We start from the raw sequence: 14,099 nt of genomic DNA, 5'->3' as shown, positions 1-14,099 counted from the left end.
CAATCTGTGTGGACACTGCGCAATGCGTATCGTTAGGTAAGGAGGTGATCCAACCGCAGGTTCCCCTACGGTTACCTTGTTACGACTTCACCCCAGTCATGAATCACAAAGTGGTAAGCGCCCTCCCGAAGGTTAAGCTACCTACTTCTTTTGCAACCCACTCCCATGGTGTGACGGGCGGTGTGTACAAGGCCCGGGAACGTATTCACCGTAGCATTCTGATCTACGATTACTAGCGATTCCGACTTCATGGAGTCGAGTTGCAGACTCCAATCCGGACTACGACAGACTTTATGTGGTCCGCTTGCTCTCGCGAGTTCGCTTCACTTTGTATCTGCCATTGTAGCACGTGTGTAGCCCTACTCGTAAGGGCCATGATGACTTGACGTCATCCCCACCTTCCTCCGGTTTATCACCGGCAGTCTCCCTTGAGTTCCCACCATTACGTGCTGGCAACAAAGGATAAGGGTTGCGCTCGTTGCGGGACTTAACCCAACATTTCACAACACGAGCTGACGACAGCCATGCAGCACCTGTCTCACGGTTCCCGAAGGCACTAAAGCATCTCTGCTAAATTCCGTGGATGTCAAGAGTAGGTAAGGTTCTTCGCGTTGCATCGAATTAAACCACATGCTCCACCGCTTGTGCGGGCCCCCGTCAATTCATTTGAGTTTTAACCTTGCGGCCGTACTCCCCAGGCGGTCGACTTAACGCGTTAGCTCCGGAAGCCACGCCTCAAGGGCACAACCTCCAAGTCGACATCGTTTACAGCGTGGACTACCAGGGTATCTAATCCTGTTTGCTCCCCACGCTTTCGCACCTGAGCGTCAGTCTTTGTCCAGGGGGCCGCCTTCGCCACCGGTATTCCTCCAGATCTCTACGCATTTCACCGCTACACCTGGAATTCTACCCCCCTCTACAAGACTCTAGCTTGCCAGTTTCAAATGCAGTTCCCACGTTAAGCGCGGGGATTTCACATCTGACTTAACAAACCGCCTGCGTGCGCTTTACGCCCAGTAATTCCGATTAACGCTTGCACCCTCCGTATTACCGCGGCTGCTGGCACGGAGTTAGCCGGTGCTTCTTCTGCGATTAACGTCAATCAACCGTGCTATTAACACGATTGCCTTCCTCCTCGCTGAAAGTGCTTTACAACCCGAAGGCCTTCTTCACACACGCGGCATGGCTGCATCAGGCTTGCGCCCATTGTGCAATATTCCCCACTGCTGCCTCCCGTAGGAGTCTGGACCGTGTCTCAGTTCCAGTGTGGCTGGTCATCCTCTCAGACCAGCTAGGGATCGTCGCCTAGGTGAGCCATTACCTCACCTACTAGCTAATCCCATCTGGGCACATCCGATGGCGTGAGGCCCGAAGGTCCCCCACTTTGCTCTTGCGAGGTCATGCGGTATTAGCTACCGTTTCCAGTAGTTATCCCCCTCCATCAGGCAGTTTCCCAGACATTACTCACCCGTCCGCCGCTCGCCGGCAAAGTAGTAAACTACTTCCCGCTGCCGCTCGACTTGCATGTGTTAGGCCTGCCGCCAGCGTTCAATCTGAGCCATGATCAAACTCTTCAATTTAAGATTTGTTTGATTTGCTACTAATAAAAGCAGCGATGCTCAAAGATTACTTTCTGCAAATAAGCATTCGAACCGAAGTTCAAATGTGTACTGCTTTGGTCACTCTTCAAGACTTTGATATTGCTTCTGCCTGTCGAAACAGGCTTCGATATCGTCTTGCGAGTGCCCACACAGATTGTCTGATAAATTGTTAAAGAGCAGTGCGTTAGCAACCGGTGGTTGGTAACGCGAGGTGCGCATATTACGCTTTTCTCATTCAGAGTCAACTACTAATTTCGTTGAATTTCTCTGTTCTCTTTGCCGGTCACTTAACTACTTGATTCGTTGTGTGCCGTCTCGATGGATGCGCATTATAGGGAGTCGAATTTTTTGCACAACTCTTTTTTCGCCTTTTTCTACTGTTTGAATACTTTTCACTCCTTACGTGCAGATCTTGGTCGATCCGCTGCATTTTCCCTATGATCCCTGCGGTCGATTGGTTGTAATTCCATCAGCAAAGGCTAGTATTGCCGGTAAAGTGTGATCTTATTGAGAGGCTATTGCTATGTCCGACCCTATCCGCCCTTATCTTCATTATTCACCTACTCTTGGTAAACGCGTGATGATCGATGGATCGAGCGTGATCATTGGTAATGTCATTTTGGGTGATGATGTCAGTGTCTGGCCGTTGGTTGCTATTCGTGGTGATGTTAATCAGGTCGTCATTGGCGCTCGTTCAAATATTCAAGATGGTAGTGTGTTACACGTAACCCATCATTCAGAGCATAATCCTGAAGGGAACCCCCTGGTTATTGGTGAAGACGTTACTGTTGGCCATAAAGCGATGCTCCACGGTTGTACTATTGGCAATCGGGTACTGGTGGGGATGGGGTCTATTTTGTTAGATGGTGCAGTTATCGAAGATGATGTGATGATTGGCGCGGGGAGTCTGGTTTCCCCAGGTAAACGATTAGTCAGTGGTTACCTCTATATGGGGAGCCCAGCCAGACAAGTTCGCCCTTTAACGCCGGCAGAATTAGAAGGCCTACTTTATTCTGCAAGCAACTACGTACGCTGGAAAGATGACTATCTGGCAGAAACTAAATAAGCAGTAACATAAGATGCAGGGAGTAAGTCATCATCTTCCCTGCATTATTGAATATCTTTCTATCGACTCAGTTCATCACGCAACTTATTTAGCACCGGTGTTATCTGTGGCATCACGCCATGCCAAAGTTTGAAAGCATGGGCTGCCTGCCCCACCAGCATCCCTAAGCCATCAGCGTAACTCGCCACACCCAACTGCTTAGCCCAAGCTAAAAATGGTGTATCCCCCACTTGATAAAACATGTCATAGCAACGTGTTGCAGGACTCATAATATCTTTAGATAAGTTTGGTACTTCGCCATGAATTCCAGCAGCGGTAGCATTTATGATTAAGTCAAACTGCTGCCCGCTCAGCGCCTGCATTTCGGCAGCCTCGATATCACCCAAATGATGAAAGACTTCGGCAAGCTGCTGTGCGCGGCTATAAGTCCGGTTAGTGATGACCACAGTGCATCCATAAGAGAGTAACGGCAAGATCACACCACGAGCAGCCCCCCCCGCGCCCACCAATAAGATCCGATCAGAGACTCGGATCAAACCCTGGCGCTCAAGATCACTGAGCAAACCAATACCGTCCGTATTATCACCTAACAAGCGCCCGTCTTCTAGTTGCTTGATAGTATTGACAGCACCTGCCAGTGACGCACGATCGGTTAGTTCATCACATTTGGCATAAGCGCGCTCTTTAAACGGCGTGGTAATGTTCGCGCCTAATGCACCATCTGCAAAAAACGACGTTAACGTTTCCTCAAAAGCGCCATGAGCGGCTAATACCATACCGTATTGATGCTCTATACCTGTCTGCTCGGCAAAAAGCGCATGAATCCTTGGCGACTTACTGTGCCCAATGGGGTTACCAAACACTGCGAAATTCTGATCCATGCTACTTTCTATCCTTGGCGAAATTGCTTACCGGTTAACGCATCTCTTATTTCAGACGGATTCAAACGACCACCCACCTCGCCAGAGAGCACAGGGAGAAAAGGGCCAAATTGCATTCTCACTTCAGCTTCTGTACGGCATGGCTCGCGACCGCTTAAGTTGGCACTGGTTGAAACCAGTGGCTTGCCATATTGCGAGCAAAGCTGCTGTACCAGTGGGTGGTCACTCACCCTTACAGCCAATGAGCCAAAACTGCCCGTTAACCAACGCGGTGTCTTAGCTCGCGCTGGAATAACCCATGTTACGGGCCCAGGCCAACAGGAGAAGAGCATTTCCTGTTGCGCTGTATTCAGCATTGAGTCATCAATATATGGCTTCAACTGCTCATAGTTAGCGGCGATTAAGATCAAACCTTTTTGCCATGGCCGCTGTTTTAAAGCTAATAAAGCATTTACTGCTTTTTCACTATCAGGGTCACAACCTAAACCAAAAACGGCTTCTGTTGGATAAGCGATGACCTCTTCTTGTTGCAAAGCCCGCAATACATCTGACAAAGCACCACTATTTTCTTGTTTATTCACGCTGTTATTACTCACTTACCACTGCCTTCCCACATAACTTGCTAGCGCAAAAACGTTTTACACCTTGCGCGGTTCTCTTTTCCATTAACAATGAATAGTGGCAATACGCACACTCTCCGGCAATGGGTTGCTGATTAATTGTAAACTGGCAATCGGGATAGCGATTGCAGGCGTGGAAGATCTTTCCAAACCGGGACTTGCGCTGTAGTAACTTGCCTTGGCCACATTGTGGGCAATCAATCGATGTTTCATCAGGCTTATCAATAACTTCCGTATGATCACATTGTGGATATTGGCTACAACCAATAAACATACCAAAACGCCCTTGCCGTAACACCATTTCTGAACCGCATTCAGGGCAATATTGTCCTTCAAGAACTTTCACGATATGCCCATCAGATTGCGCTTTCAACGCGCGCATGTACTGGCAGCCGGGATAATGTGAACAACCAAGGAATGGGCCATGACCCCCACTACGAATGACTAAAGCCGATCCGCATTCAGGACACGACCCATTATCCTTGGCAATAACTGTTTTCGTCATAACGCCTTCTATATAAGGTTATTAGCCAGCGATACTACCACTTAGTGCAAATAACCTTCATTGACTTCAAAAAGTAGCTCTTCCATCTGCTGATAGGCACTTTCATAACCCGGTATGTTAAACAGCACCATCAGCACAACCCATTTGAGATCCTCCAAGTCAATCTCATTAGAGTCCAATGCCATAATACGGTCGATGACCATCTCACGGGTATCAAGATGTAACACCTGAATTTGCTCAAGAAATAGGATGAAGCCGCGACAAGTGGTATCCAGACGTTGGGCTTCTTCCGCCGTATAAATCCGCAATGCTTGCGGATCAGCAGCATAAAGATAAGGTGCTTTCTGCCCTTCTTGTAGGTCTGCGAGAGCCTCTAACCAGTTCAGGGCGTTGTTGATATCCTCACGATAGAAACCTGCGTCCGCAAGATCGTCAGTAATCTTGTCTTGATCAACAAGCATTTCCGACTCGTTATGCATATAAGTTTCAAATAAGTAAATTAAAACGTCGAACATGGCCTGCCCTCCTTAATCGGACATAGCCGCCGGGTACAGCTGCGATCCACCCTGCTAACTCCAGCTCAAGCAATTTGCTGACGATATCTGGCACAGGTTGGCCGGCACGTTCGGCGACGACATCAACGGGTGTCACCTCATCTCCTACGTTAGCCAACACATCAGCAAATGGCAATTCAACTTGCTCCTCTGATGCAGAAATAGTTACTTTCTCGGGCAATGATACCCATTGAAGTGAACCGCCCACTTGTGTAGCTATCTCTTGTGCTGACCTCGCCAGATATGCGCCTTGTTGAATCAGCCAGTGCACACCTTCGCTGGTTGCACTCCCTAATGGCCCCGGTAAAGCAAAAACATCTCTCCCTTGCTCTATAGCATAGCGGGCAGTAATCAAAGAGCCACTTTTCAGCGTAGCTTCAACCACTAATACAGCAGAACTTAGCCCACTGATAATACGATTCCTTCTGGGGAAATGGGCAGCGACCGGCAATGCTGTTGTCAAAAACTCTGAGACCAGAGCCCCGCCTTGGCACTCAATGTCTTTGGCCAGATGACGATGTCGACGTGGATATATGTTCTCCAACCCACTACCTAATACCGCGATGGTCTTTCCTTTAGCATTCAAAGCCGCTTGATGACAAATCCCATCAATCCCAATTGCCAGACCACTGGTGATAACCAACCCCGTTCGAGCCAGTTCTGAAGCAAAGTAACAGCCCCACTGCTCACCATAGTGGCTGAAATGACGGCTACCCACCATGGCAATCTGAGAGCGATACAACACATCCAGCTCGCCAGAAACAAACAGCACCAGAGGAGCGGCAGAGATATGAGCCAAACGGGGTGGATAGCTTGGCTCACCGTAGGCTACTAAGTGGTGAGAAGGCTGACTCAGCCAAGTTAAACTGGCCTCAATATAGCGAGGATCTACTTGATAAAACTGCTGGCATTGCTGAGCATCCAATCCGTAAGCAGCCAATCTGCCGGGGTGGACATCACCACGGGCAAGTAACCGTCTGACCAATGCACTGCTTTTCGCTACCCCAAATCCCTTAACCTTGCTCATCCTGAGCCATAATTCAGCCGCTAACATATTGCCTCCCTGGCTTGCTTTCTATGCTGACACCGATTTGTTCAATTGGTAGACGATGCTGTCAATCAGAGCCGGAAATGTCTAGAATAGAGATTGAATATCATTCACTACTCGGACGCAGATCTAGATATTTATGTCAGTATTACAAGTATTACATTACCCAGATGAGCGGCTGCGCAAAATTGCTGCGCCGGTAAAAGAAGTCAATGGTGAAATCCAGCGTATTGTGGACGACATGTTCGAGACCATGTACGCAGAGGAAGGCATTGGCCTTGCCGCAACCCAAGTGGATGTTCATAAACAAATTATCGTGATTGATGTTTCGGAAAATCGTGACCAACGCCTGGTGTTGATTAACCCAGAGCTGTTGGAGAAAAGCGGTGAAACCGGCATTGAAGAAGGTTGCTTATCAATTCCTGAGCAACGGGCATTAGTCCCTCGCGCTGAAAAAGTAAAAATCAGAGCGCTGGACCGTGATGGTAAACCGTTCGAACTGGAAGCGGATGATTTATTAGCAATCTGTATTCAGCACGAAATGGACCATTTGGTTGGCAAACTGTTTGTGGACTATTTATCGCCGCTGAAACGTCAGCGTATCCGCCAAAAGTTGGAGAAAATGGCCAAGTTAAATGCCCGAGCCGACTAACCCCATCTAATGCAGGAAACCAACGTGTCTGACTCTTTGCGGATTATTTTTGCAGGAACTCCTGATTTTGCAGCGCGCCATCTTGGCGCGTTGTTGTCTTCCCAACATCAGATTGTTGGTGTTTTCACTCAACCGGACCGCCCCGCTGGCCGAGGTAATAAACTGACCCCGAGCCCAGTGAAGGTATTGGCAGAACAACAAAGTATTCCCGTTTTTCAGCCGAAATCGCTACGGCCCGAGGAGAACCAACATCTCGTGGCTGATCTGAATGCTGATATTATGGTCGTGGTTGCCTATGGTCTGATTTTGCCTGCATCTGTCTTGGCAATGCCGCGATTAGGCTGTATTAACGTCCATGGTTCCCTATTACCACGCTGGCGTGGTGCTGCGCCTATCCAACGTTCAGTATGGGCCGGTGATGCAAAAACTGGGGTAACAATCATGCAAATGGATGTTGGACTAGACACCGGGGATATGCTGCATAAAATTGAATGTGATATTCAGCCGGATGATACCAGTGCGACAATGTACGATAAGCTGGCGCAATTAGGGCCTCAGGGCTTATTGATAACATTGCAGCAATTAGCGCAAGGCAGTGCACAGCCGGAAGTACAAAATGAGGCACAAGCCACTTATGCAGAAAAGCTAAGTAAAGAGGAGGCCAAATTAGATTGGTCACTTTCTGCGGCTCAGTTAGAACGCTGTATTCGTGCTTTTAATCCTTGGCCAGTTAGCTATTTTGTCGTTGATGAACAGCTCATCAAGGTCTGGCAGGCACAGGTACTTCCTAAAGTAGATAATACCAAGCCCGGAACCATCATTCATGCAGATAAACATGGGATCCAAGTGGCTACCGCAGATGGCGTTTTAAATATCACGCAACTGCAACCAGCCGGCAAGAAAGCCATGTCCGCAGCTGACTTATTAAATTCACGTCGCGAATGGTTTGCGCCCGGTAGTCAACTAGCATAATAACTCAGCAGCTACAGCTATATACCTAATAGATGTCAAGATGCAGGAAGGCCGGTCCAGAGATGGCCAAGTAGCGAGAGCAGCCAACACCCCTGCAACTTGAAAGATGACGGATGTAGGTTTCATCGCCCGATACTTCATCATCGGGCCACTTTCCCTTTATTTGCTGACGTTTGTCGGCTTTTTTGGTTATGAAAAACACATATAATCTCCGCAGCATCGCTGCTAAAGCAATTAGCCAGGTATTGGATCAGGGGCAATCGCTCAGTACCGTTTTGCCTGGGCTACAGAAAAATATTTCAGATAAAGATCGCGCATTGCTACAGGAGTTGTGTTTTGGCACTTTGCGTGTTCTACCACAGCTAGAGTGGTGTATCCAGCAGTTGATGGCGCGCCCAATGACCGGTAAACAGCGTGTTTTTCACTACCTGATTATGATCGGGCTATACCAGTTGGTTTATACCCGGATTCCGCCACATGCTGCTTTAGCCGAAACGGTTGAAGGTGCCACTGCGCTGAAACGTCCGCAACTAAAAGGGTTGATCAACGGTGTACTACGTCAATTCCAACGTCAGCAAGTGGAATTACTGGAGCGCGCTGCAAATAGTGATAGCCGTTACCTGCATCCTAGCTGGTTATTAGCGCGTATTAAGCAAGCCTATCCAGAACAATGGCAGCAGATTGTGGACGCGAATAACCAAAAGCCACCAATGTGGCTGCGGGTAAATCGTCTCCATCATACCCGCGGTGAATATCTCGAGCTGTTAAAGCAAGCGGAGATAGATGCAGAACCTCATGCCTTTTATCCCGATGCAGTACGGCTTATTGCCCCGTGCGCCGTCAATGATCTGCCTGGTTTCGAACAAGGCTGGGTAACAGTGCAAGATGCTTCAGCCCAAGGTTGTGTTGATCTGCTTGATCCGCAAAATGGTGAACAGATCCTTGATTTATGTGCCGCTCCGGGCGGTAAAACAACACACATCCTCGAAGCTGCGCCAAAAGCACATGTATTAGCTGTGGATATTGATGAACAACGGCTCAGCCGGGTTAAGGAAAATTTACAACGTCTGAAATTACATGCTGTGGTGCGAGTCGGCGATGGTCGAACCCCGGATGCATGGTGTGACGATCAGCAATTTGATCGTATTCTGCTAGATGCACCTTGCTCTGCCACCGGTGTGATTCGTCGCCACCCTGATATCAAATGGTTGCGCCGAGACAGTGATATTGCCGACCTGGCAGAATTACAATCTGAGATCATTGAAGCTATCTGGCCTAGACTGAAGAAAGGTGGCGTAATGGTTTATGCTACTTGTTCGATATTACCGCAAGAGAATCAGCAACAGATAGCCGCTTTCCTGCAACGGCATTGTGAAGCAGAATTGGTTGAAACTGGTACTAACGTGACTCCCGGTAAACAAAACTTGCCACACCCTGAGGATGGCGATGGTTTCTTTTATGCGAAGTTAATCAAAAGATAATCGTGGCTTTGGCTATGCCTCAAAACCTAATTTCAGTGTGGAACAGAGAACGCTATGAAAATAATTATTCTTGGGGCGGGGCAAGTTGGCGGAACCCTGGCAGAAAATCTGGTAGGCGAGAACAACGATATCACCGTTGTGGATATTGACTCTGGCCGCCTACGCCAGTTGCAAGATAAATTTGATCTGCGTGTGGTACAAGGGCATGGATCGCATCCGAGAGTCTTGCGGGAAGCGGGGGCTGAAGATGCCGATATGTTGGTTGCAGTGACCAATTCTGATGAAACCAATATGGTTGCCTGCCAAATTGCGTATTCACTATTTAATACACCAAATCGCATCGCACGTATCCGTTCGGCTGAATATATTCGTGAAGCTGATAAGCTTTTTCTGCCAGAAGCGGTACCCATTGACCATTTGATATCACCGGAACAGCTAGTTATCGATAATATCTATAAACTTATCGAATATCCTGGTGCATTACAGGTAGTTAATTTTGCTGAAGGTAAAGTCAGTATTGCGGCGGTAAAAGCCTATTATGGCGGCCCATTGGTGGGGAATGCATTATCCTCTCTGCGTGAACACATGCCTCATATTGATACCAGAGTGGCAGCAATCTTTCGTCAAGATCGACCAATTCGTCCACAGGGCTCCACTATCATTGAAGCAGGTGATGAAGTCTTCTTTGTTGCTGCCTCACAGCATATCCGCGCTGTAATGAGTGAGTTACAACGTCTTGAAAAACCCTATAAGCGCATTATGATTGTTGGCGGTGGTAATGTCGGAGCCGGTTTAGCCCTACGATTAGAAAAAGATTACAGTGTAAAATTAATTGAGCGTAACCCGCAGCGAGCCGCCGAATTAGCCGAGATGTTACACGATACTATTGTATTTTATGGCGATGCGTCAGACCAGGAACTGCTGGCAGAAGAGCATATTGAACAGGTCGATGTCTTTATTGCCATTACCAATGACGATGAAGCCAATATTATGTCCGCGATGCTGGCAAAACGGATGGGCGCAAAAAAGGCAATGGTATTAATCCAACGTAGCGCCTATGTCGATCTGGTTCAAGGAAGCGTTATTGATATTGTCATCTCACCGCAGCAGGCCACTATTTCAGCCCTTTTAGGTCATGTCCGTAAAGCGGATATTGTCAGTGTTTCTTCATTAAGGCGGGGTGTGGCTGAGGCAATCGAAGCAATTGCCCACGGTGATGAAACCACATCAAAAGTTGTTGGCCGAATGGTTGAGGATATAAAGTTACCACCAGGTACTACCATTGGGGCAATTGTACGTGGGGATGAGGTTATCATTGCCAACAGCAACTCCATAATTAAACAGGGTGACCACGTAGTGATGTTTATTACTCACAAAAAATTCGTGCCCGATGTGGAGCGGTTGTTCCAACCAAGCCCATTCTTCCTGTAATTATTAATAATTAACTAGTTCGAACCCATTTATAAATTAAAACTATTTCCGTAGATAGTGGGAAAATTTTCTATAATTATGGTTCTATCGAGTTTTATTTAGCTAAGATTAAGTCATTCATTTTTAAAGGGGGTGTCATTTATGAGTTTTATGAAGGAATTTCGTGAATTTGCCATGCGTGGCAATGTGGTCGATTTGGCAGTCGGGGTAATTATTGGTGCCGCATTTGGCAGAATTGTTTCTTCACTTGTCGCCGACATCATCATGCCGCCACTTGGCTTATTGCTTGGGGGGGTCGATTTCAAGCAATTCCATTTCATATTACGTGCTGCTGAAGGGACTATACCTGCTGTAGTAATGAACTACGGTACATTCATTCAGAGCATTTTCGATTTTGTTATTGTGGCGCTCGCTATATTTTCCGCCGTGAAGCTAATGAATAAAATGCGCCGTGAAAAAGCGGAAGAGCCTACAGCACCGCCAGCACCAACAACAGAAGAAAAGCTGTTAGCCGAGATTCGTGATTTACTGAAAGCGCAGCAATCAAAGTAAGTTCAGTTTTGATAAACGTAAAAGCCATCATATGATGGCTTCTTACTGCTTTCAAATCAGAAGACCAGTGGTAATGAATCTATTGATTGCTTACCACTGGCCTCCCAGTTACTACCTTTTGCGTATTTTTCTTTACGCCGATAACTTCCTTTTCCTTTACTGTTCTGCTCGATACGTTGCCTGAAAAGTGGGTCATGGAGTAATGCCTCTAGCGCATTATCTTTAATTTTCCCCTTGGTATGTCGATATACCGCCATAATAAAACCTCACTGATAAATTTATTGATTAAAAATCCTACGCATAATACTGCTAATGTAAGCTGATTTAAACTACCCACCTAAAATTTAGTCTTTAGCTGATTCTTCAGTCGCCCCTTGTTCCAGTGCTTCCAGAATAGAACAATAAGTCGTTGCATGAGTACTTCCGCAGCAGGCATTACTAAGGCGTTTTAGTGATTCACGCATTCTTTTAAACTCAGTTATCTTACTTTCCACATCATGTAATCGAGAATCCACAATTGCTTTTGATTCCTGACAGGTATGATGTTCAGGATCGACACGAATCGACAGTAATTCGGCGATAGTTTCTAATGTAAACCCGAGCTGCTTCGCATAGCGGATAAAACGTAAACGCTGTAAATCTTGTTCACTATACAGTCGGTAACCGCCTTCTGTCCGTTTGCCATGATCCATCATTCCTTGTTTCTCATAGTAGCGAATAGTATCTGGTGTAACATCTGCCAGTTTAGCGAGTTGCCCAATTTTTAACATTTAGTTACTCCTCTTTTGACAGTTTATCGACCATTTTATGTTGGTACTCCTGATGGAGAAAGTCAGTGCTAAACCCTGCTTGTCTCAATCTCAGTTCTAATAATGCCAAGCGCTTATGTAAATTCTGGTAGTTGTCGTGCTGCTTATCTATCTGTGACAACAATTCGGCGACAGTAAGTGCTTCTTGACGATCCTGTAATTCAACGGGGAGGTACCCTGCATTTCTCAGTAATCTGTAACCTGCTCTCAAATCAAGAGGAACTAGGGAGTCATCATCTAGCTGTAGTGGTTTACCGCTGCCTGACAGATTATCGAGTTCGCCCTTTTGCTGAGCATCAATAATGCGTCGTTCCGCCCATTCATCAATTAATTCCATATCACGACCAGGAGATCAGACTTTATAAAATCGAAGAATAGTTAAGGTTAAAGGATCGGTAGCAAAATAATAAGAGAGGATTGACAATATATGGGAAGGATAAACGCATATCACTGATATTGTAGACGTAAAAAAACCGGGCAAGCCCGGTTTTTTTACGCGTTTACAGATTACTCTGCAGCAACTACTTCTGCTTGCGATGCAGCACGATCAACTAACTCGATGTAAGCCATCGGTGCGTTGTCGCCTGCACGGAAGCCACACTTCAGAATGCGAGTGTAACCACCGGCGCGGCTCGCGAAACGCGGGCCTAGCTCGTTAAACAGTTTTGCCACGATCTCGTTATCACGAGTACGGGCGAATGCCAGACGACGATTAGCTACGCTGTCGGTCTTGGCAAGAGTAATCAGCGGCTCAACAACGCGACGCAGCTCTTTCGCTTTCGGCAGGGTCGTCTTGATTATCTCATGACGAACCAAAGAGCCGGCCATGTTACGGAACATAGCCTGGCGATGGCTGCTGTTACGGTTCAGTTGACGACCACTCTTACGATGGCGCATGACCTTATCCTTCTCAGTAAAACCTTAACCTGTGATCCGGTTACTCGTCAGCAATGCTAGCTGGCGGCCAATTTTCTAGGCGCATGCCTAAAGAAAGACCACGTGAAGCAAGCACGTCTTTAATCTCAGTAAGAGATTTTTTACCCAGGTTCGGCGTTTTCAGCAACTCAACCTCGGTACGCTGTACCAGATCACCGATGTAGTGGATAGCTTCTGCCTTGAGGCAGTTAGCAGAGCGGACAGTCAATTCCAGATCGTCAACAGGGCGCAGCAGGATCGGATCGAACTCTGGCTTCTCTTCTTTAACTTCCGGCTGACGTACATCTCGTAAATCAACGAAAGCTTCAAGCTGTTCAGCCAAGATAGTTGCCGCACGGCGGATCGCCTCTTCAGGATCGATCGTACCATTGGTTTCCATCTCGATAACCAACTTGTCCAGGTCGGTACGCTGTTCTACACGCGCTGCTTCAACATTGTAGGCAATACGCTCTACAGGGCTATAGCATGCGTCTACTAACAGACGACCAATCGGGCGCTCATCTTCTTCCGAATGAATTCGGGCAGAAGCCGGCACATAACCACGACCACGTTGAACTTTGATACGCATACTAATAGATGCGTTCTCATCGGTCAGGTGGCAGATAACGTGCTGCGGCTTGACGATTTCGACATCCCCGTCATGGGTGATATCGGCTGCAGTCACAGGGCCAATGCCAGACTTATTCAGGGTAAGAATAACTTCATCTTTACCCTGAACTCTCACCGCCAGCCCTTTCAGGTTGAGCAGGATCTCCAGGATATCTTCCTGTACGCCTTCTTTGGTGCTGTACTCATGCAGTACACCATCAATCTCAACCTCGGTCACCGCGCAACCCGGCATAGATGAAAGCAGAATACGGCGCAGTGCGTTGCCGAGAGTATGGCCAAAGCCACGCTCTAACGGCTCAAGGGTCACCTTGGCGTGCGTCGAACTGACTTGCTCGATATCTACCAGGCGCGGTTTTAGAAACTCTGTCACAGAACCCTGCAT

The 14,099-nt window shown here is 47.4% G+C and carries 17 protein-coding genes and 1 rRNA gene; 6 read left to right on the top strand and 12 right to left on the bottom strand.

Annotated features, from left to right (window positions below; genetic code table 11):
* Positions 1–37: 37 nt before the first annotated feature.
* A 16S ribosomal RNA gene (locus V1956_RS03950) occupies positions 38–1,580 on the bottom strand.
* Between the two features lie 99 nt (positions 1,581–1,679).
* On the bottom strand, positions 1,680–1,820 hold the full coding sequence (locus tag V1956_RS03945) for a hypothetical protein (protein ID WP_372560357.1): 141 nt from the start codon (positions 1,818–1,820) through the stop codon (positions 1,680–1,682).
* A 304-nt stretch (positions 1,821–2,124) separates the two neighbouring features.
* Between V1956_RS03945 and V1956_RS03940 the strand changes: the two genes are divergently transcribed.
* On the top strand, positions 2,125–2,667 hold the full coding sequence (locus V1956_RS03940; RefSeq protein WP_083161145.1) for a gamma carbonic anhydrase family protein: 543 nt from the start codon (positions 2,125–2,127) through the stop codon (positions 2,665–2,667).
* Positions 2,668–2,726: 59 nt separating this feature from the next.
* Here V1956_RS03940 and aroE read toward each other — a convergent pair whose 3' ends face one another.
* From aroE to dprA, 5 genes are read right to left on the bottom strand one after another with little or no spacing between them, the layout of a single operon-like run.
* Positions 2,727–3,548 (bottom strand): shikimate dehydrogenase, encoded by an 822-nt coding sequence (aroE, locus tag V1956_RS03935; protein ID WP_372560356.1) that lies wholly within the window; start codon positions 3,546–3,548, stop codon positions 2,727–2,729.
* Between the two features lie 8 nt (positions 3,549–3,556).
* Positions 3,557–4,129, bottom strand: a complete 573-nt coding sequence (gene tsaC / locus V1956_RS03930) for an L-threonylcarbamoyladenylate synthase type 1 TsaC (RefSeq protein WP_372560691.1) — start codon at positions 4,127–4,129, stop codon at positions 3,557–3,559.
* 7 nt (positions 4,130–4,136) lie between these two features.
* Positions 4,137–4,673, bottom strand: coding sequence for a topoisomerase DNA-binding C4 zinc finger domain-containing protein (locus V1956_RS03925; RefSeq protein ID WP_442824821.1), 537 nt, complete (start codon positions 4,671–4,673; stop codon positions 4,137–4,139).
* A gap of 41 nt (positions 4,674–4,714) precedes the next feature.
* Positions 4,715–5,188, bottom strand: coding sequence for a DUF494 family protein (locus V1956_RS03920; protein WP_032906609.1), 474 nt, complete (start codon positions 5,186–5,188; stop codon positions 4,715–4,717).
* A complete protein-coding gene (gene dprA / locus V1956_RS03915; protein ID WP_372560354.1) occupies positions 5,160–6,281 on the bottom strand; it encodes a DNA-protecting protein DprA in 1,122 nt (373 codons plus the stop codon). The genes V1956_RS03920 and dprA overlap by 29 nt, the downstream gene beginning before the upstream one ends.
* Positions 6,282–6,414: 133 nt before the next feature.
* On the opposite strand from dprA, the gene def reads away from it, so the two are divergent.
* From def to mscL, 5 genes are all read left to right on the top strand, one after another.
* Complete coding sequence (gene def, locus V1956_RS03910) at positions 6,415–6,927, top strand: peptide deformylase (protein ID WP_083161153.1); 513 nt, start codon at positions 6,415–6,417, stop codon at positions 6,925–6,927.
* A 24-nt stretch (positions 6,928–6,951) separates the two neighbouring features.
* Positions 6,952–7,899, top strand: coding sequence for a methionyl-tRNA formyltransferase (fmt, locus tag V1956_RS03905; protein WP_083161155.1), 948 nt, complete (start codon positions 6,952–6,954; stop codon positions 7,897–7,899).
* Between the two features lie 191 nt (positions 7,900–8,090).
* Positions 8,091–9,380 carry a 16S rRNA (cytosine(967)-C(5))-methyltransferase RsmB gene (rsmB, locus tag V1956_RS03900; RefSeq protein WP_420072127.1) on the top strand — a complete coding sequence of 430 codons (1,290 nt, stop codon included), beginning with the start codon at positions 8,091–8,093 and terminating at the stop codon, positions 9,378–9,380.
* Between the two features lie 54 nt (positions 9,381–9,434).
* Positions 9,435–10,811 carry a Trk system potassium transporter TrkA gene (gene trkA / locus V1956_RS03895; RefSeq protein ID WP_372560351.1) on the top strand — a complete coding sequence of 459 codons (1,377 nt, stop codon included), beginning with the start codon at positions 9,435–9,437 and terminating at the stop codon, positions 10,809–10,811.
* A 141-nt stretch (positions 10,812–10,952) separates the two neighbouring features.
* Positions 10,953–11,363, top strand: a complete 411-nt coding sequence (gene mscL, locus V1956_RS03890; protein WP_442824820.1) for a large-conductance mechanosensitive channel protein MscL — start codon at positions 10,953–10,955, stop codon at positions 11,361–11,363.
* 56 nt (positions 11,364–11,419) lie between these two features.
* Here mscL and V1956_RS03885 read toward each other — a convergent pair whose 3' ends face one another.
* From V1956_RS03885 to V1956_RS03865, 5 genes are all read right to left on the bottom strand, one after another.
* Positions 11,420–11,620 (bottom strand): alternative ribosome-rescue factor A, encoded by a 201-nt coding sequence (locus V1956_RS03885; RefSeq protein ID WP_372560350.1) that lies wholly within the window; start codon positions 11,618–11,620, stop codon positions 11,420–11,422.
* Between the two features lie 87 nt (positions 11,621–11,707).
* Positions 11,708–12,133: a Zn(2+)-responsive transcriptional regulator gene (gene zntR, locus V1956_RS03880; RefSeq protein WP_372560349.1), complete on the bottom strand. Its 426-nt coding sequence runs from the start codon at positions 12,131–12,133 to the stop codon at positions 11,708–11,710.
* Positions 12,134–12,137: 4 nt separating this feature from the next.
* Entirely contained in the window at positions 12,138–12,509 is a 372-nt protein-coding gene (locus V1956_RS03875) for a DnaJ family domain-containing protein (protein ID WP_083161165.1), read from the bottom strand.
* A gap of 170 nt (positions 12,510–12,679) precedes the next feature.
* Positions 12,680–13,069 (bottom strand): 50S ribosomal protein L17, encoded by a 390-nt coding sequence (gene rplQ / locus V1956_RS03870; RefSeq protein ID WP_004391407.1) that lies wholly within the window; start codon positions 13,067–13,069, stop codon positions 12,680–12,682.
* 40 nt (positions 13,070–13,109) lie between these two features.
* Positions 13,110–14,099, bottom strand: a complete 990-nt coding sequence (locus V1956_RS03865) for a DNA-directed RNA polymerase subunit alpha (RefSeq protein WP_002438685.1) — start codon at positions 14,097–14,099, stop codon at positions 13,110–13,112.

Origin of the sequence: Yersinia sp. 2540 StPb PI, from assembly GCF_052217165.1 — a bacterium.
Lineage (GTDB): Bacteria > Pseudomonadota > Gammaproteobacteria > Enterobacterales > Enterobacteriaceae > Yersinia > Yersinia enterocolitica_E.
This window is presented reverse-complemented; position numbering and strand designations above follow the sequence as displayed.